The following is a 19,334-nucleotide window of genomic DNA, read 5'->3' on the forward strand; positions in this document are numbered from 1 at the left end:
TTTAGCTCAGTGAGGCTGTGTTTTTTGTGTTGTTTGCAGTCAAGGATCTAGATCCATCCGCCCCACTGCAAGATGAAAATACCGATGTTGGTGGTGATCGCCGCCATCAGCGTGGTAATCACGATGATCGACGCCGCCAGCTCATGGTTGCCGTTGGCCGCCCGCGCCATGACGTAGCTGGCCGCTGCGGTCGGGCTGCCGATGTACAGGAACAGGATGCCCAGCTCGGCCCCGCGGAAGCCGCACAGCCAGGCACCGAGGGTGCCGAACAGCGGTAGCCAGACCATCTTCACCAGGCTGGCGTCGATGGCCAGCCTGCCACTGTCGCGCAGCGCCGCCAGCGACAGCGTGCCACCGATGCAGATCAGCGCCAGCGGCAGGGTCATCTGCGCCAGGTAGTCGCCCGAGGTCAGCAGCCAGTTGGGCAGCGGCACCTGGCCGTAGGCCATGGGCGTGGCCACCAGCACGCTGATGATCAGCGGGTTGCTGAGGATGCTTTTGCAGATGCTCCACGGGTCGGACTTCAGGTCCGGGCTGTACACCGCCAGCACCACTGCCGACAGCGAGTTGTACAGGAGGATGACCAGGCCGGCGAGCACCGCCCCCAGGGAGATGCCGTAGTCGCCGTAGAGACTGGCGGCCAGGGCCAGGCCGATCACTCCGTTGTTGCCGCGGAATGCGCCCTGGGTATAGATGCCCCGGTCGGCCAGCGGGCTGCGCCAGATGGCCAGGCCCCAGGCAATGGCGAAGCCGGCCAGGGTGGCGACGATGAAATAGAGAAGGACACCGGGCTTGACCGCCGTGGCCAGGTCGGCGTGATAGATGCCGAGGAACAGCAGCGCCGGCATGCACACGTTGAACACCAGCTGTGAGGCAACGCGGTTGAAATTGTCGTCGATCAGGCGAATACGTTTGAGCAGCACGCCCATGAACAGCATGGCGAAGACCGGTGCCGTGATGTTCAGTGTCTGGATAAGAAGGGCAAGCATGCGCAAGCGATCCTGGAGGGGTTGCCGTTAGGGGGCTAATGATACGCCAACGGCCGGGAGTTGCGGGGATCGCGGGGTGATAAAGAGAAGTTTCTGTCAGTTGCGGCCCTTTCGCGGGTAAACCCGCTCCCACAGGTACTGCACAGGTCTGGAGGCTTGTGAAATACCTGTGGGAGCGGGTTTACCCGCGAAGAGGCCGGTACTGAATCAGCGCCGAACCGGGCGCTTCTGCAGTTTGCGCTGCAAGGTCCGCCGGTGCATGCCCAGCGCCCGCGCGGTGGCCGAGATATTGCCTTCGTGCTCGTTCAGCACGCGCTGGATGTGCTCCCACTGCAGGCGGTCGACCGACATCGGGTTTTCCGGCACCAGGGTGTCCAGGTCGGTGTGCTCCGACAGCAGCGCCGCCAGCACATCATCGGCATCGGCCGGCTTGCACAGGTAGTTGCACGCGCCGCGCTTGACCGCTTCCACCGCGGTGGCAATGCTCGAGTAACCGGTCAGTATCACCACGCGCATTTCCGGATCCAGCTCCAGCAGCTTGGGCAGTAGCACCAGCCCGGAGTCGCCGTCCATCTTCAGGTCCAGCGTGGCGTAGTCCGGCAGGTCCTGCTGGGCCAGGATCAACCCTTCTTCGGCAGAGCTGGCAGTGCTCACGCGGAAACCGCGGCGGCTCATGGCACGGGCCATGACCCGGGTGAAGGTGGCATCGTCATCCACCAGCAGCAGGTGCGGCAGCTCTTCGCCTTCGACCTGGTTTTCTTCGCTCATCATTCATCTCCTCGCTTGCCATAGGGCAGGCGCAGTTCGGTCAGGGTGCCACCCTGTTCATGACTATAGAGTTTCACCGAACCGCCCGCACGGGTCACGCTGGCCTTGCTCAAGAACAGGCCCAGGCCGAAGCCTTTGCCTTTGGTGGTAATGAAGGGTTTGCCGATGGCTTCGGCGATGGCCGGTGGCACGCCGGGGCCATGGTCGCGGATGCTGATGACGATGTCATGGGCGTCCCAGTCCAGGCGCACTTCAAGGTCATCGGGGCAGGCATCGGCGGCATTGTTCAACAGGTTCAACAGCGCCTGGGTCAGGTCCGGCGGCGGGGTCAGGCGCGGCACCTGGCCGTCACGCAGGCGCTGGAAGCGGTAGCTGGCTTCCGGGCGCATCAGGTGCCAACGGTTGAGCGCTTCGTCCAGCCAGGCCGTCACGTCCTGCTCCACCACGGCCAGGCGGCGGTTGGCTTCGGCGGCGCGCACCAGCTGTTGCAGGGTTTCCTTGCACAGCTTCACCTGGTCCTGAAGGATCTGCAGGTCTTCCTGCAGCAACGGGTCGGCGTGGTCCTGGCGCATCTCATTCAGCAGCACGCTCATGGTCGCCAACGGCGTGCCCAGCTCATGGGCGGCACCGGCGGCCTGGGTGGCCACGGCCAGCAGCTGCTCGTCGCGCAGGCTTTCTTCACGCCGCTCGGAACGCAGCTGCTCCTGGCGGCGCAGCTCTTCGGCCATGCGCGCGGCAAAGAAGGTGATCACCGCGGCGGCCAGGGCAATGCTCAACCACATGCCATAGACCTGCATCTTGTCCCGCGCCATCGGCAGGCCTTCGAGCGGGTAGAACTGCACCAGCAGCAGGCTGTAGGCGGTCAGGGCAATGCCGGAAAGGATCAGCGAATACAACCACGGCAAGGTGACTGCGGCAATCGCCAGCGGCACCAGGTAATACGACACGAACGGGTTGGTCGAGCCGCCGGAGTAATACAGCAAGGCACTGTGGATCAGCAGGTCGCAGGCCAGTTGCAGGGCATACTCCAGCTCGGTGACCGGCAACGACAGGCGCAGGCGCAGCGCCGTGAAGGCGCACAGCAGCGAAGACAAGGCCAAGGTGCCGGCCAGCGACAGCCAGGGCAAGGGCAGCAGCTCGGTCCAGTAGGCGACCCCCACGGAGCCGGCCTGGGCAGCCAGGACCAGGACCCGAATGACGGTCAGGCGCCAGAGGTTCTGGCGGGTAGCAGACAGCGGTTGTACGGCGGCGAGCATGAGCTCTCCTGATGAGTGCTCCAGAAAAATCGGCTGGAGTATACCGAAGCCGGGCGCCCTGCTGCAGCGATGCGGCAAAGCGCCACACTTTGTCACAGGTTGATGATGGCACTTTTGAACCCACTACACTGTTGCCGGTCTGATGGGCCATGCGTGGAATGGATGACCACAACCCACGCCTTATATTGCCAAGGAGTACCACATGCAAATCCCACGTCGCGGCACCGCCCTGATCCTTTCCTGCGGCCTGCTCGCCAGCCTGCCGGCACTGGCTGCCGATGAGCCGCGCTACAACCAGGTCTCGCTGCGTGCCGAAGTCAGCAAGGAAGTGGCGCGCGACCTGATGGTCGTTACCCTGTACAGCGAAGCGCAGAACACCGACCCGGGCAAGCTCGCCAAACAGATCACCGAAACCATGAACAAGGCCGTACAGCAGTCGCGCCAGGTCAAGGACGTGAAGATCAGCCAGGGCAGCCGCAACAGCTACCCGGTATATGACAGCAAGGGCCAGAAGATCACCGGCTGGCGCGAGCGCGCCGAGTTGCGCCTGGAAAGCGCCAACTTCCCGGCCCTCTCGCAGTTGACCGCCGACCTGCTGCAGGAGCTGAAAATGGGTGGCATGGACTTCTCCATCGCCCCGGCTACGCGCAAGGCCAGCGAGGATGCACTGCTCAAGGATGCAGTGGATGCCTTCAAGGCGCGCGCGCAATTGGCTACCGAGGCGCTGGGTGGCAAGGGCTACAAAGTGGTCAGCCTGAACCTGAACAGCAGCGGTTACCCACGCCCATACCTGCGCAGTGCGCCGATGGCAATGAAGGCCATGGGGGCTGATGAGTCGGCGCCGGCGCCGGATATCGAGGCCGGGACCAGTGAAGTGAGCATGAATGCCGATGGCCTGATCGAAGTGCAGATGCCTTAGATCCACGAAATACCTGTGGGAGCGGGCGTGCCCGCTCTCATGGAACGGCACATAACTCATTGAATTAGCAGGGACCCCTGTGGGAGCGGCTTTAGCCGCGAACACCGGCGCAGCCGGTGCCATGCACCGCGTTGGATTCTTCGCGGCTAAAGCCGCTCCCACAGGGTACGCGGATCGCTTGCGAATCCAGTTGTCCGTCAAATTAGGATTTTCGGAAGTTTCCTACGCACCAAAAAGGCGCTTCCTACACTAACCCCGCCTCGAAATTTCCCGCAAAAAGCCATCATTTTGCCTGCGCAAACGTTCAACTTCGTTGAAAGTTATAGCAATGCGACATTCATGTACGCGCGTACCACTTTTCTGGCGCCAATCATCCTTCCCCGTATTGCATTGGGAACAGCCCCTGCATAAGTATCCGCAGGTCGGCTCACGAGGCCACCTCAATCGAAAAATGACAACAATGAGGCCACCATGCTCAAACACGCAGTCATTCCGTTCCTGCTAGGCGCAGGCTTGCTCTCCGCCGCACCGTCGGCCCTCGCCGCGTCCAACCTGGTGTTCTGCTCCGAAGGCAGCCCGGCCGGCTTCGACCCGGGGCAATACACCACAGGAACTGACTTTGACGCCTCGGCCGAGACCGTGTTCAACCGTCTCACCCAGTTCGAACGCGGCGGCACTGCAGTCATCCCCGGCCTGGCGACCAAGTGGGAAGTCTCCGACGACGGAAAGACCTACACCTTCCACCTTCGCGAAGGGGTCAAGTTCCACACCACCGACTACTTCAAGCCCACCCGCCCCTTCAACGCCGACGACGTGCTGTTCACCTTCAACCGCATGCTCGACAAGAACCACCCGTTCCGCCAGGCCTACCCCACCGAGTTCCCGTACTTCACCGACATGGGCATGGACAAGAACATCGCCAAGCTGGAAAAGCTCGACGAACACACGGTCAAGTTCACCCTCAATGAAGTCGACGCCGCGTTCATCCAGAACCTGGCCATGAGCTTCGCCTCGATCCAGTCCGCCGAATACGCCGACCAGCTGCTCAAGGAAGGCAAGGCCGCCGACATCAACCAGAAGCCGATCGGCACTGGCCCGTTCGTGTTCAGCAAGTACCAGAAGGACGCGCAGATCCGCTTCAAGGGCAACAAGGACTACTGGCAACCCGATGACGTGAAGATCGACAACCTGATCTTCGCCATCACCACCGACGCCTCGGTGCGCATGCAGAAGCTGAAGAAGAACGAGTGCCAGGTCACCCTGTTCCCGCGCCCGGCCGACATCCAGCCGCTGAAGCAGGACCCCAAGCTGCAGATGCCGCAGCAAGCCGGCTTCAACCTCGGCTACATCGCCTACAACGTGATGGACAAGGTCAAGGGCAGCAACGAGGCCAACCCGCTGGCCCAGCTGAAAGTCCGCGAGGCGCTGGACATGGCCGTGGACAAGAAAAAGATCATCGAGTCGGTCTATCAGGGTGCCGGCCAGCTGGCGGTCAACGCCATGCCGCCAACCCAGTGGTCCTATGACGACAGCATCAAGGACGCCTCGTTCGACCCTGAAAAAGCCAAGCAGCTGCTCAAGGAAGCCGGCGTCAAGGAAGGTACTGAAATCACCCTGTGGGCGATGCCGGTGCAACGCCCGTACAACCCCAATGCCAAGCTGATGGCCGAGATGCTGCAGTCTGACTGGGCCAAGGTCGGCATCAAGGCGAAGATCGTCAGCTATGAATGGGGCGAATACATCAAGCGCTCCAAAAGCGGCGAACAGGGCGCCATGCTGATTGGCTGGAGCGGTGACAACGGTGACCCGGACAACTGGCTGGGCACCCTGTATGGCTGCGACGCCATGAATGGCAACAACTTCTCCAAGTGGTGCTACAAGCCCTACGACGACCTGATCAAGCAGGCCAAGGCCACCTCCGACCAGGCCAAGCGCACCGAGCTGTACCAGCAGGCACAGCACATCCTCAAGGAGCAGGTGCCGATCACCCCGATCGCCCACTCCACCGTGTACCAGCCCATGAGCGCCAAGGTGAAGGACTTCAAGATCAGCCCGTTCGCGCTGAACTCCTTCTACGGCGTCAGCGTGGACAAATAGGCTAGCCAAGGCACCCGCCGAGCGGCGGGTGCCCCGCCAACCTCGCACCCCTTCATGTCGTCCCGCGGCCATCCGCAGCGGGGTCGGCGACCTGTTGCCGCCATTCGTACCCCGAGGCGGCGCAAACAGACGTAAAAGGACTTTCCATGCGCCATACCACCCGCCTTTCCGCCCTGCTGGCCCTGGGCCTGATCAGCCAATCGCCGGCCCTGCTGGCCAAAAACCTGGTGTTCTGCTCCGAAGGCAGCCCGGCCGGCTTCGACACCGCCCAGTACACCAGCGCCACCGACAACGACGCCGCCGAACCGCTCTACAACCGCCTGGTCGAGTTCGAACGCGGCGGCACCGCCGTGCACCCTGCCCTGGCGACCCGCTGGGAAGTGTCCGAGGATGGCCTGCGCTACACCTTCCACCTGCGCGAAGGGGTGAAATTCCACAGCAACAACGCCTTTGCACCAAGCCGCGACTTCAACGCCGACGACGTGCTGTTCACCTTCAACCGCATGCTCGACAAGAACCACCCGTTCCGCCAGGCCTACCCGACCGAGTTCCCCTATTTCATCAGCATGGGCCTGGACAAGAACATCGCCCGTGTCGAAAAGACCGATCCACTGACCGTGGTGTTCACCCTGAACAGCGTCGATGCCGCGTTCATCCAGAACCTGGCCATGAGCTTCGCTTCCATCCTCTCTGCCGAGTACGCCGAACAGCTGATGGCCAGCGGGCGCCCCAGCGACATCAACCAGCAACCGATCGGTACCGGCCCGTTCGTGTTCCAGCGTTATCAGAAGGACTCGCAGATCCGCTACAAGGGCAACAAGGCCTATTGGTCACCGCAGGATGTGAAGATCGACAACCTGGTGTTCTCGATCAACATCGACCCTTCGGTGCGCATCCAGAAGCTGCGTCGCAACGAATGCCAGGTCACCCTGCACCCGCGCCCCGCCGACCTGCCGGCGCTCAAGGCCGACAGCAAACTGCAGGTGCTGCAGCAACCTGGATTCAATCTCGGCTACATCGCCTACAACACCCAGCACCCACCGTTCGACCGCCTGGAAGTGCGCCAGGCGATGGACATGGCAGTGAACAAGCAGGCGATCATCCAGGCTGTGTACCAGGATTCCGGCCAGCTGGCAGTGAACGCCATGCCGCCGACCCAGTGGTCCTATGACGACAGCCTCAAGGACGCGCCCTTCGACCCGGAAAAGGCCAAACAGCTACTGCAGCAGGCCGGGGTCAAGCCGGGCACCGAGATCACCCTGTGGGCCATGCCGGTACAGCGCCCGTACAACCCCAACGCCAAGCTGATGGCGGAAATGCTCCAGGCCGACTGGAGCAAGCTCGGCTTCAAGGTGCGCATTGTCAGCTACGAATGGGGTGAGTACCTCAAGCGCATGAAAAGCGGCGAGCACGATATCGCCCTGATCGGCTGGACCGGGGACAACGGCGACCCGGACAACTGGCTGGGCACCCTCTACAACTGCGATGCCATCGGCAGCAACAACTACTCGCTGTGGTGCGATCCGCAGTACGACAGCTTGGTCAAGCAGGCCAAGCAAGTCACCGACCGCACGCAGCGCACCGCCCTGTACCAGCAGGCCCAGCAGCGGCTCAAGCAACAGGTGCCGATTACCCCGGTGGCGCACTCCACGGTCAACCAACCGCTCAGCGTCAAGGTTTCCGAGTTCAAGGTCAGCCCGTTCGGGCGCAATGATTTTTCCGGTGTGAGTGTTGATTGATCTTTAGCCCTCAAGGGCCTCTTCGCGGGTAAACCCGCTCCCACAGGTACGGCGCACATGCCGAAACCTGTGGTGCACCTGTGGGAGCGGGTTTACCCGCGAAAGGGCCGGCACAGCCAACACAACGCCCCGATTCTGCCCGGCGACCCCGGGCAACCCTGGCAACACCGCAGCAGGAAGCCCGGCCCACAAGGCCAGGCAATAACTAGAAGAACAGAAAGGGAGCTTTAACCTTGAGACTATTCACCTTGACCGCACTGGCTTTATCCATCAGTGCCTTATCCACCATGGCCCAGGCCGACCCGCAAAGCCAGGACTACGTGCCCATCACCCTCAAAGGCAGCAGCGAGCAGGAGCAGGCCAGCGGCTTCGTCGACGGCCAGAGCCTGTCCGGCAGCACCCGCAACTGGTACGCCCGCGAGCGCGCCGCACGCGCCCCGCTGTGGAAGTACTACAAGAGCGACGGCACCCGCCACGACACCCACAGCCGCGAGAACTGGGTGCAGGGCACCATCCTCAACTACAGCTCCGGTTTCACCCAGGGCACCGTCGGTTTCGCCGTCGAAGCCGCCGGCTACAACGCCATCGCCCTGCAGCAGAGCCGCGAAGCGATCGCAGGGCCCAACAACCGCACCCTGACCCACAGCGACGGCGACCCGGTCGGCCAGTGGAGCAAGATGGGCCTTGCCAACGTCAAGGCGCGCGTGTCCAACACCACCCTCACCGTCGGCCGCCAGTCCGTGGACACGCCGATGATCGCCTACATCGGCAACCGCGCCCTGCCCTCGAGCTTCCAGGGCGCATTCCTGCACAGTGCCGAATTCGACAACCTGAGCCTCGATCTGGGCACTTTCGACCGGGTCTCGCCACGTACCGAACAGAGCCTCAGCAAGTTCCGCACCGAGTACAGTGCCACTGGCGTGGAAACCGACCGCGCCAGCACCGCCGGCATCAACTACCAGCCGTTCAAGAGCCTGAGCACCAGCCTGTACGCCACCAAGGTCGACGACTTCTGGAACCAGTACTACTTCGGCGCCAATCATGTGCTCGGCGACAGCGCGGTGCTCAGCCTGAGCACCGGCCTGAACTACTACAAGACCGTCGACGCCGGCAGCAAGAAGATGGGCGAGATCGACAACGACACCTACAGCCTGTCGTTCGGCCTGACCCACCAGGCCCACACCCTCAGCGCCTCCTGGCAGCAGGTCAACGGCAACGAGTACTTCGACTACCTGCACGAAACCAACGGCATCTACCTGGCCAACTCGCTGCTGTCGGACTTCAACGGACCCAACGAGAAATCGCTGCAGATTTCCTACGTGCTGAACATGGCGCCGTACGGCGTGCCGGGCCTGAAGTTCAACTTGTACAACGCCCGCGGCTGGGGCATCGATGGTACCCATTACCGCGGTACCGCCTATGACGTGAACGGCCTGGATGGCGAAACCCATTACGAGTGGGGCTTCGGTACCAGTTATGCGGTGCAGAGTGGGCCGCTGAAAGACACCAGCATCCGTGCCACCTACACCGCGCACCGCGCCAGCAAGGCCCAGGGCGATGGCAGCCTGGACGAGTTCCGGGTGGTTACCACCATTCCATTCAACATTCTCTGACCGCCGGCGCCACGGCCTGCTTCGCTGCGGGCCGTGGCGGCTACGCTGGAATCAATGCAAGCAGGGAGTTTCAACCCATGCAGAGAGCTTTCATGAAATCGCGTCCACTGCGCCTGGTCCTGACCGCGCTGCTTCTGGGCGGCGCCACGCAGCTGGCAGCCAAACCGCTGGTGGTGTGCACCGAGGCCAGCCCGGAAGGGTTCGACGTTGTCCAGTACACAACAGCTGTCACCTTCGATGCCGCTTCCGAAACGCTGTTCAACCGCCTGGTCGACTTCAAGCCTGGTACCACCGACGTCCAGCCGGCGCTGGCCGAAGGCTGGGACATCTCGCCGGACGGACTGACCTATACCTTCCACCTCCGCCGGGGAGTGAAGTTCCACAGCACCGACTACTTCAAGCCCACTCGCGAATTCAACGCCGATGATGTGCTGTGGAGCCTGCGCCGCCAGCTCGATCCGGCGCACCCATGGCACGACAAGACCAGTGTCGGCTACCCGTACTTCGAAAGCATGGCCTTCAAGAGCCTGCTCAAGTCGGTGGACAAGACCGACGATCACACCGTAGTGATCACCCTCACCCGCCCCGAGGCACCGTTCCTGCGGGACATGGCCATGGGCTTCACCTCGATCTACTCCGCCGAATACGGCGACCAGTTGCTCAAGGCCGGCAAGACCGCCGAGCTGAACAGCAAACCGATCGGCACCGGCCCGTTCATCTTCCAGCGCTATAACAAAGACGCCCAGGTCCGCTTCAAACCCAACCCGGACTACTTCCGCGGCAAGCCACCAGCCGACGCCCTGATATTCGCCATCGCCACCGACAGCAATGTGCGCTTGCAGAAGCTTCGCGCCAATGAATGCCAGGTCGCGTTGTACCCCAAGCCGGAGGATGTGCCGTCGATCAAGGCAGACCCCACGCTAAAGGTTGCCGAGACCGAAGCGCTGGTCACCGGCTACATCTCGATGAACACCCAGCACAAGTACCTGAGCGATGTGCGTGTGCGCAAAGCCATCAACATGGCCTTCGACCGCCAGACCCATGTCGACCAGCTGTTTGGCAAAGGTAACGCTCAGGTGGGGGTGAACCCGTACCCGCCGAGCATGATCGGCTACAACGGAGAGAACAGGAACCCGCCCCGCGACCTGGCCAAGGCCCGTGAACTGCTCAAGGAAGCCGGGGTGCCGGAAGGCACAGTGATCACCCTGTTCACCCGCAACGGTGGCGGCCCGACCAACCCCAACCCGCGCTTGTCCGCCGAGATGCTGCAAGCCGACCTGAAGCAGATAGGCCTGAAGCTGGATATCCGCGTGATGGAGTGGGCCGAAATGCTGCGCCGGGCCAAGAAGGGCGAAGCCGACCTGGTGTCCACTGGCTGGGCAGGTGACAACGGCGACCCGGACAACTTCCTCAGCCCGCTGCTCAGTTGCGAGGCGGCCAAGAACGGCGAGAACTATGCGCGCTGGTGCAACCCTAAGTTCCAGGAACTGATCAGCCGAGCCCGCGAAGTGATCGACAACGACGAGCGCGCAAGGCTCTATAGCGAGGCATTGAAGGTGTACGATGATGACCAACCCTGGATCAGCATGGCTCACCCGAAGGTGTTCACGGCCATGCGTGACAACGTGGAGGGCTACGTAGTCAGCCCTCTGACCAACAACAACTTCGCCACCACCAAGGTGAAGTAGAACAACAACGACCGCCGGCACCCCACACGGGAACCGGCGGCACCACCGTAGCGGGCTGATCGCCCCACGGCCTGATGAGGTAACCCCGACAATGTTGAGCTTTATTGCCCGGCGCCTTGGCCTGCTGATACCGACCTTTTTCGGTATCACCTTGCTGACCTTCGCGCTCATACGCCTGATCCCCGGCGACCCGGTGGAAGTGATGATGGGCGAGCGCAGGGTCGACCCCGAAATGCATGCCCAGGCCATGGAACGCCTTGGCCTGAACAAGCCGCTGCCGGTCCAGTATCTGGACTACGTCGGCAAGCTGGCCCAGGGTGACCTCGGTGAATCGCTGCGCACCCGCGAAAGCGTGTGGAGCGAGTTCCTCACCCTGTTCCCGGCCACCCTCGAACTGGCCTTCGCCGCCCTGCTGTTCGCCGGCATCGTCGGCCTGCTGGCCGGGGTGATCGCCGCGCTCAAGCGCGGTTCGCTGTTCGACCACGGGGTGATGGGCATTTCCCTGGCCGGTTATTCGATGCCGATCTTCTGGTGGGGCCTGATCCTGATCATGTTCTTCTCGGTAAGCCTGGGCTGGACCCCGGTATCCGGGCGCATCGACCTGCTCTACGACATCGAGCCGAAGACCGGCTTCATGCTCATAGACACCCTGCTCAGCGACGAGGAAGGCGCGTTCAAGGACGCGGTGATGCACCTTATCCTGCCAGCCATCGTGCTCGGCACCATCCCGTTGGCGGTGATTGCCCGCATGACTCGCTCGTCGATGCTCGAAGTACTGCGCGAGGACTACATCCGCACCGCCCGCGCCAAAGGCCTGTCGCCGGCCCGCGTGGTGTTCGTGCATGGCCTGCGCAACGCACTGATCCCGGTACTGACCGTATTCGGCCTGCAGGTCGGCACGTTGCTGGCCGGCGCGGTGCTGACCGAAACCATCTTTTCCTGGCCGGGCATCGGCAAGTGGCTGATCGAAGCCATCGGTGCCCGTGACTACCCCGTGGTCCAGAACGGCATCCTGTTGATCGCCTGCCTGGTGATCCTGGTCAACTTCGTCGTGGATATCCTCTACGGCCTGGCCAACCCACGCATCCGTCATCAGCGCTGAGGCCCCCGCCATGACTAGCCCGATTCCGAAATCCGTCACACCGGTCAGCCCGGTGGACCAAAGCCTGCTCTACCCCTCGCCATACAAAGAATTCTGGCAAGCCTTCGCGCGCAACAAAGGCGCGGTGATGGGCCTGGCCTTCATGTGCCTGGTGGTGTTCTGCGCACTGTTCGCGCCGTGGGTGGCCCCGCACGACCCGAGCGAGCAGTACCGCGAGTTCCTGCTGACCCCGCCGGTGTGGCTCGAAGGCGGCAGCTGGCAGTTCATCCTCGGCACCGACGAGCTGGGCCGCGACCTGCTTTCGCGGCTGATCCAGGGCGCGCGGCTGTCGCTGCTGATCGGCCTGTCGTCGGTGGTGATGTCGCTGATTCCTGGCATCCTGCTGGGCCTGCTGGCCGGTTTCTTCCCGCAACTGCTCGGCCCGTCGATCATGCGCCTGATGGACGTGATGCTGGCCTTGCCCTCGCTGCTGCTGGCGGTGGCCATCGTCGCCATCCTCGGCCCAGGCCTGATCAATACCGTGATCGCCATCGCCATCGTGTCGTTGCCATCCTACGTGCGCCTGACCCGCGCCGCCGTGATGGGCGAGCTGAACCGCGACTACGTAACCGCCGCACGCCTGGCCGGTGCCGGGCTGCCACGGCTGATGTTCGTCACCGTGCTGCCCAACTGCATGGCACCGCTGATCGTGCAGGCCACCCTCAGCTTCTCTTCGGCCATCCTCGACGCCGCCGCCCTGGGCTTCCTTGGCCTTGGCGTACAGCCGCCGACCCCGGAGTGGGGCACCATGCTGGCTTCGGCCCGCGACTACATCGAGCGCGCCTGGTGGGTGGTGAGCCTGCCCGGCCTGACCATTCTGCTCAGTGTGCTGGCAATCAACCTGATGGGCGACGGCCTGCGCGATGCGCTGGACCCGAAACTCAAGAACGCCGCCTGAGGAGAACGCCATGTCACTGTTGCAGATCAACAACCTGAACGTGCGCTTCGGCGACGCCAATGCGGTACCGGTGGTCGATGGCCTGGACCTGACGGTGGAGGCCGGCGAGATCCTGGCCATCGTCGGCGAATCCGGCTCGGGCAAGTCCGTGACCATGATGGCCCTGATGGGCCTGATCGATGCGCCCGGGCGCATCACCGCCGACTCGCTCACCTTCGATGGCACCGACATGCTCAAGCTCAGCGGTCGCCAGCGACGCAAAGTGGTGGGCAAGGACATCGCCATGGTCTTCCAGGACCCGATGACCGCGCTCAACCCCAGCTACACCGTGGGTTACCAGATCGAGGAAGTGCTGCGCCAGCACCTGGGCCTGAAGGGCAAGGCCGCGCGCCAGCGTGCCCTGGAGCTGCTGAAGAAGGTCGAGATCCCGGCTGCGGAAAGCCGCCTGGACGCCTACCCGCACCAGCTGTCCGGCGGCATGAGCCAGCGCGTGGCGATTGCCATGGCGATTGCCGGCGAGCCCAAGCTGCTGATTGCCGACGAACCCACCACTGCGCTGGACGTGACCATCCAGGCGCAGATCATGGAGCTGCTGGTCAACCTGCAGAAGGAGCGCAACATGGCGCTCATCCTGATCACCCACGACCTCGCCGTGGTCGCCGAAACGGCCAGGCGGGTGTGCGTGATGTACGCCGGCCAGGCCGTGGAAGTGGGCCAGGTGCCGGAGCTGTTCGATGTGCCCGCCCACCCCTACAGCGAAGCGTTGCTGGCGGCCATCCCCGAGCACAGCATCGGTGCCGAACGCCTGGCCACCCTGCCCGGCATCGTCCCCGGCCGCTACGACCGCCCCGTGGGTTGCCTGCTGTCACCGCGCTGCCCGTACGTGCAGGACAACTGCCGGCGCCAGCGCCCGCCCCTCGATCCGCAGGCCCATGGCCTGGTGCGTTGCTTCTACCCGCTGAACCAGGAGGTGGCGTGATGGCCGTCGTTCTATCCGCCCGGGAGCTGACCCGGCATTACGAAGTCTCTCGCGGGCTGTTCAAGGGCCATGCCCTGGTCCGCGCGCTGAATGGCGTGTCGTTCGAGCTTGAGGCCGGCAAGACCCTGGCCGTGGTCGGCGAGTCCGGCTGCGGCAAGTCGACCCTGGCCCGCGCCCTGACCCTGATCGAAGAGCCGTCGTCCGGCTCGCTGCAAATTGCCGGCACCGAAGTGAAAGGCGCCAGCAAGAGCGAGCGCAAGCAACTGCGCCGCGACGTGCAGATGGTGTTCCAGAGCCCCTACGCCTCGCTCAACCCACGGCAGAAGATTGGTGACCAGCTGGCCGAGCCGCTGCTGATCAACACCTCGCTGAGCAAGGCCGAGCGGCGTGAAAAGGTGCAGAAGATGATGGAACAGGTCGGCCTGCGCCCCGAGCATTACCAGCGCTACCCGCACATGTTCTCCGGTGGCCAGCGCCAGCGTATCGCACTGGCGCGGGCGATGATGCTGCAACCCAAGGTACTGGTGGCGGACGAGCCGACCTCGGCGCTGGATGTGTCGATCCAGGCCCAGGTGTTGAACCTGTTCATGGATTTGCAGAAGGAGTTCAACACGGCTTATGTGTTCATCTCGCACAACCTGGCGGTGGTGCGGCATGTGGCTGATCAGGTGCTGGTGATGTATTTGGGGCGGCCGGCGGAGATGGGGCCGAAAGAAGATATCTACGAGAAGCCGCTGCACCCGTATACCCAGGCGCTGCTGTCGGCGACACCGGCGATTCATCCTGATCCGCTGAAGCCGAAGATTCGTATTGCCGGGGAGTTGCCCAACCCGCTGAACCCGCCGGATGGATGTGCGTTTCACAAGCGCTGCCCGTACGCGACCGAACGGTGTGCCAAGGAGGTGCCGGCGCTCAGGCAGGTGAGTACCCGGCAGGTGGCCTGTCACTATGCGGAGCAGTTTCTCTAGAGCGGCGTGAACTTCTTCGCGGGTAAACCCGCTCCCACAGGTTCTCCACAGTGTTCAAATCTGTGGGGTCCCTGTGGGAGCGGGTTTACCCGCGAAGGGCCGCACAGCGGCCCCGGCTTTTCAATGCATAAAGAACCAGATCAGGATAATCACCGGAATCGGCACCCCGATCATCCACAGTAGTATCGAGCGCATGGCCTTTCTCCTTGTTCGATGTTGAACAGACCGGTGCACTCGCCATGCCACCCCTGACAAAAAATCATACTCAGCCGAATCAACAGCTTACCTCCCAAGCCGCTTGGCAAAACCGTGCAAGATGCCGGATCCGCCCACTTGCAGCTGGGTGTTCTGCAATGCACTATCAGGCGCATGACCGCCACCACCCTCCCCGACGGCCCCGAGCAGGCTCCGCTCACCGCCGACACCGTGCTGCGCTACCACCTGTGCTGGAAGCACCGCGACCTCGACGGCGTCATTGCGCTCTACCATCCCGACATCCAGTACCACGACTTCTTCCAGAACCGCGTGCTCGGCTACCAGGAACTGCGCGACTATGTACGCGCCTGCCTGCCCCATGAAGCCGGCGAGGACATCGTCCACAGCGACCGTATCCGCGTCGATGGCTGTACCGCGTTCATCCAGTATCAGGTCACGGTGCAGGGCGGCGATGGCCTGGTGGCGTTCCAGTCCAGTGAGGCGATCACCGTCAAGGACGGCCTGATCTGGCGGGTCAACGAATACGCCACACTGGTTCGCCAGAACGGCAGTGGCCATACCAGCAGTGGCCCACGCCCGGCGACCAGCCGCCTGGGCCTGTCTCCCCGACAGCTATCGACCATGGCCCAGGACCTGGAACACTACTTCCAGCGTCAGCGCCCCTACCTGGACCCGGAGCTGGACCTGCAGCAGGTGGCCGACGCCAGTGGCTACAGCCGCAACCAGATCTCCTACCTGCTCAACCAGGTGCTCGGGCAGAGCTTTTACCGCTACGTCAACCAGGCCCGCCTTCAGCACCTGATGGCCAGCCTCGATGACGACAGCGTCGAGGCCACCATCGACGAGCTGGCGTTCAATGCAGGTTTCAACTCGCTGTCGGCGTTCTACAAGTGCTTCCGCGAACATACCGGGCTCACGCCCAAGGCGTACCTGAAGCAAATTTCCCTGCGTGCACGCACGTAGGACAGCCGCCTGCCGACACCACTAGCATCGCCCACAGACCTTGACGGATGTGGAGCCGAACCCGATGCAACCCCTGCGCACGCTCAGCCTGTGGATGGACCAGCTCGAAGAGCCACTGTGCACCCGCCCGGCCCTGCGTGAAGACCTGGTAGCGGATGTGTGCATCATCGGCGCTGGCTATACCGGCCTGTGGACCGCCTACTACCTCAAGCGCCAGGCGCCGCAACTGAACATCGCCATGATCGACGCCAACATCGCCGGCTTTGGTGCCTCGGGGCGCAACGGCGGCTGGCTGATGGGCAACCTGCTCGGCGAAGACCGCCTGTTGGCCAGCCTGTCGCCGCAGCAACGCCGTGCCAGCATCGACCTGCTGCACGGCATACCCGATGAAGTGCACAGCGTGCTGCAACGCGAAGGCATCGACTGCGACTACCGCAAAGGCGGCGTGCTGTACTGCGCCGCGCGTTACCCGGAACAGGAGCGCAGCCTGCGCGCCTACCTCGACGATCTTTACCGTCAGGGCATGAGCGAGGACGACTACCGCTGGCTACGCCCCGAGCAGCTGGACGCGCAATTGCGAGTCAGCAATGCCTATGGCGCCATCTACAGCCCGCACACCGCGACCATCCAACCCGCCAAGCTGGCGCGTGGCCTGGCCCGGGCTGTAGAAGCGCTGGGCGTACCCATCTACGAAAACACCCCAGCCATCGACTGGCAGCCGGGTGAGGTGCGTACGCCGTTGGCGCGCATCCGTTGCCAATGGATGGTACCCGCCGTGGAGGGCTACGCCGCCAGCCTGCCGCCATTGGGCAAACATCAGCTGCCGGTCCAGAGCCTGCTGGTGGCCACAGAGCCACTGCCAGAGTCTACCTGGGACCAGATCGGCCTGAACCAGGGCCAGGCGTTCAGCGAAAGCAGTCGCCAGGTCACCTACGGCCAGCGTACCGCCGACAACCGCCTGGTATTCGGCGCCCGTGGTGGCTACCGCTTCGGTGGCCGCCTGCGCGAAAACTTCAACCTCGACGAACAGGAAATACAACTGCGCCGCTACCTGTTCAGCGAACTGTTCCCGCAACTGAAGCACGTGCGTATCACCCATTCCTGGGGCGGCAACCTGGGCATGGCGCGGCGCTTCCACCCACACATGCTCTGTGACCGTCAACGCGGCATCGCCCTGGCGGGCGGGTACGGGGGTGAAGGCGTCGGCGCCACCAACCTGGGCGGGCGCACCCTGGCGGCGCTGATCCTCAACCAGCACAACGAACTGACCGCGCAACCCTGGGTGCTCGACAACCGCCCGCTTTCAAGCCTGGCAAGTTGGCCACCCGAGCCCTGCCGCTGGCTGGGCTACAACGCAATCATCCAGAGCTTCGTCCACGAGGACCGGACCCTCGCCAACCCCGCAAGTGCGCCTTGGAGGCGGCGCCTTGCCAGCAATCTCGCAGACTTCATGGAAGGCTTCATGCACTGACTTCCCTTTTCCCGACACAGGATTTACCGGTCATGAGCATCACCCATTTCAAGAACACCGACAGCGCCGTGCTCGATAGCTCCAACCCCGTTGCGGTACCACTCTGCGAGCCCGTGGCGATCACCTCGGTCACCTGCGTGGAGCGCAACGACGGCGTCGAAACCGGCATCTGGGAGTGCACCCCCGGGCGCTGGCGGCGGCAGATCGTGCAGCAGGAGTTCTGCCATTTCATCAAGGGGCGCTGCACCTTCACCCCGGACGGTGGCGAGCCCCTGTCAATAGAAGCCGGAGACGCACTGATGCTACCGGCCAACAGCACCGGCACCTGGGATATCCAGGAGACCGTGCGCAAGACCTACGTGCTTATTTTCTGATCCGCTGATCGCCTGCCTTCGATAACAACAGACAAAGCAAGGTAACCCCGACATGCGCACGCTCCTTCTCGCCCCCCTGATGTTGGCCGCCAGCGTGGCCGGCGCCGCCGAAACGGTGAAGATCTACAACTGGTCCAGCTACGTTGCCCCAGACACACTGAAGAACTTCCAGCAAGCCAGCGGTATCGTGCCCACCTACGACGTTTACGACAGCAACGAAACCCTCGACGGCAAGCTGATGACCGGCAACTCCGGCTATGACGTGGTGTTTCCGTCCAACCACTTCATGGCCCGGCAGATACAGGGCAAGGCACTGAAACGCCTGGACAGATCGCAGCTGCCCAACTGGCACAACCTCAACCCGGTGCTGCTCAAGGCGCTGGAGGTGAACGACCCGGGCAACCATTACGGCTTCCCGTACCTGTGGGGCAGCACCGGCATCGGCTACAACGTCGACAAGGTCAAGGCGGTGCTCGGCGACCACGCGCCGCTGGACTCATGGGACCTGATCTTCAAGCCTGAGTACATGAGCAAGCTGAAAAGCTGCGGCGTCGCCGTGCTGGACAACGGCCCCGAACTGTTGCCGATCGCCCTGCACTACCTGGGCCTGCCACACCACAGCCAGAACCCGGCGGACTACGACAAGGCCAAGGCGCTGCTGATGCAGGTGCGGCCATACATCAGCTACTTCCACTCATCGAAGTACACCGGCGATCTGGCCAACGGCGATATCTGCGTGGTGGTGGGTTTCTCCGGGGATGTGTTGCAGGCGAAAAATCGTGCCGAAGAAGCGAACAACGGCGTGAAGGTGGGGTATTCGATCCCGAAGGAAGGTGCGCCGATGTGGTTCGACATGGTGGCAATGCCGGCCGATGCACCGGACGAGAAGGCCGGGTATGCCTACATGAACTACCTGCTGCAGCCGGAGGTGATGGCCAACATTAGCAACCATGTGCAGTACGCCAACGGCAACCTCAAGGCGGACGGGTTGGTTGAGCCGGCGATGAAGGGCAACACGATGATTTACCCGAGCGAAGAGGTGATGGGCAAGCTGTATGCGCTGGAGGCAATGCCGGCCAAGATCGACCGTATTCGGACGCGGATCTGGACCAGTATCAAGGCAGGGAATTGAATGCGGCCGTAACGTGGCCCCTGTGGGAGCGGGTTCACCCGCGAATGCGTCGGTAAATTCTACATCGCATTCGCGGGTAAACCCGCTCCCACAGGGTCAGTAGCAGACTCTCGAAGCCAGGAG

The 19,334-nt window shown here is 63.1% G+C and carries 16 protein-coding genes; 13 read left to right on the forward strand and 3 right to left on the reverse strand.

The window, feature by feature from the left end; genetic code table 11:
• Window positions 1-47: 47 nt before the first annotated feature.
• The 3 genes from J5M58_RS07250 to J5M58_RS07260 form a co-directional block, all read right to left on the reverse strand.
• Window positions 48-989: an AEC family transporter gene (locus J5M58_RS07250; RefSeq protein WP_112250747.1), complete on the reverse strand. Its 942-nt coding sequence runs from the start codon at window positions 987-989 to the stop codon at window positions 48-50.
• 207 nt (window positions 990-1,196) lie between these two features.
• Complete coding sequence (locus J5M58_RS07255) at window positions 1,197-1,757, reverse strand: response regulator transcription factor (protein WP_025337806.1); 561 nt, start codon at window positions 1,755-1,757, stop codon at window positions 1,197-1,199.
• Window positions 1,757-3,013 (reverse strand): ATP-binding protein, encoded by a 1,257-nt coding sequence (locus tag J5M58_RS07260; protein WP_025337805.1) that lies wholly within the window; start codon window positions 3,011-3,013, stop codon window positions 1,757-1,759. Before J5M58_RS07260 ends, J5M58_RS07255 begins: the two co-directional genes overlap by 1 nt.
• A gap of 202 nt (window positions 3,014-3,215) precedes the next feature.
• Between J5M58_RS07260 and J5M58_RS07265 the strand changes: the two genes are divergently transcribed.
• The 13 genes from J5M58_RS07265 (at window position 3,216) to J5M58_RS07325 (ending at window position 19,211) form a co-directional block, all read left to right on the forward strand.
• A complete protein-coding gene (locus tag J5M58_RS07265; protein WP_015269044.1) occupies window positions 3,216-3,932 on the forward strand; it encodes an SIMPL domain-containing protein in 717 nt (238 codons plus the stop codon).
• 471 nt (window positions 3,933-4,403) lie between these two features.
• The gene (locus tag J5M58_RS07270; RefSeq protein ID WP_207877697.1) at window positions 4,404-6,029 is read left to right on the forward strand and encodes an ABC transporter substrate-binding protein; all 1,626 of its coding nucleotides are present in this window, start codon (window positions 4,404-4,406) and stop codon (window positions 6,027-6,029) included.
• A 146-nt stretch (window positions 6,030-6,175) separates the two neighbouring features.
• Window positions 6,176-7,768: an ABC transporter substrate-binding protein gene (locus J5M58_RS07275; RefSeq protein WP_207877699.1), complete on the forward strand. Its 1,593-nt coding sequence runs from the start codon at window positions 6,176-6,178 to the stop codon at window positions 7,766-7,768.
• A gap of 233 nt (window positions 7,769-8,001) precedes the next feature.
• On the forward strand, window positions 8,002-9,381 hold the full coding sequence (locus J5M58_RS07280) for an OprD family porin (RefSeq protein WP_207877701.1): 1,380 nt from the start codon (window positions 8,002-8,004) through the stop codon (window positions 9,379-9,381).
• A 77-nt stretch (window positions 9,382-9,458) separates the two neighbouring features.
• Window positions 9,459-11,069, forward strand: coding sequence for an ABC transporter substrate-binding protein (locus J5M58_RS07285; protein WP_207877703.1), 1,611 nt, complete (start codon window positions 9,459-9,461; stop codon window positions 11,067-11,069).
• Window positions 11,070-11,160: 91 nt separating this feature from the next.
• Window positions 11,161-12,171: an ABC transporter permease subunit gene (locus tag J5M58_RS07290; RefSeq protein ID WP_012316108.1), complete on the forward strand. Its 1,011-nt coding sequence runs from the start codon at window positions 11,161-11,163 to the stop codon at window positions 12,169-12,171.
• Between the two features lie 10 nt (window positions 12,172-12,181).
• Window positions 12,182-13,108: an ABC transporter permease subunit gene (locus J5M58_RS07295; RefSeq protein ID WP_025337799.1), complete on the forward strand. Its 927-nt coding sequence runs from the start codon at window positions 12,182-12,184 to the stop codon at window positions 13,106-13,108.
• 10 nt (window positions 13,109-13,118) lie between these two features.
• Window positions 13,119-14,087: an ABC transporter ATP-binding protein gene (locus tag J5M58_RS07300; RefSeq protein WP_003257886.1), complete on the forward strand. Its 969-nt coding sequence runs from the start codon at window positions 13,119-13,121 to the stop codon at window positions 14,085-14,087.
• Complete coding sequence (locus J5M58_RS07305) at window positions 14,087-15,055, forward strand: peptide ABC transporter ATP-binding protein (protein ID WP_112250739.1); 969 nt, start codon at window positions 14,087-14,089, stop codon at window positions 15,053-15,055. The genes J5M58_RS07300 and J5M58_RS07305 overlap by 1 nt, the downstream gene beginning before the upstream one ends.
• A gap of 369 nt (window positions 15,056-15,424) precedes the next feature.
• On the forward strand, window positions 15,425-16,234 hold the full coding sequence (locus J5M58_RS07310) for a nuclear transport factor 2 family protein (protein WP_207877705.1): 810 nt from the start codon (window positions 15,425-15,427) through the stop codon (window positions 16,232-16,234).
• Between the two features lie 64 nt (window positions 16,235-16,298).
• Complete coding sequence (locus J5M58_RS07315; protein WP_207877707.1) at window positions 16,299-17,705, forward strand: FAD-binding oxidoreductase; 1,407 nt, start codon at window positions 16,299-16,301, stop codon at window positions 17,703-17,705.
• Window positions 17,706-17,737: 32 nt separating this feature from the next.
• Window positions 17,738-18,079, forward strand: coding sequence for a cupin domain-containing protein (locus J5M58_RS07320; RefSeq protein ID WP_112250733.1), 342 nt, complete (start codon window positions 17,738-17,740; stop codon window positions 18,077-18,079).
• A 52-nt stretch (window positions 18,080-18,131) separates the two neighbouring features.
• Complete coding sequence (locus J5M58_RS07325) at window positions 18,132-19,211, forward strand: polyamine ABC transporter substrate-binding protein (RefSeq protein WP_207877708.1); 1,080 nt, start codon at window positions 18,132-18,134, stop codon at window positions 19,209-19,211.
• Window positions 19,212-19,334 lie beyond the last annotated feature (123 nt).

Source organism: Pseudomonas sp. 32_A, assembly GCF_017490905.1.
GTDB classification, from domain to species: domain Bacteria; phylum Pseudomonadota; class Gammaproteobacteria; order Pseudomonadales; family Pseudomonadaceae; genus Aquipseudomonas; species Aquipseudomonas inefficax.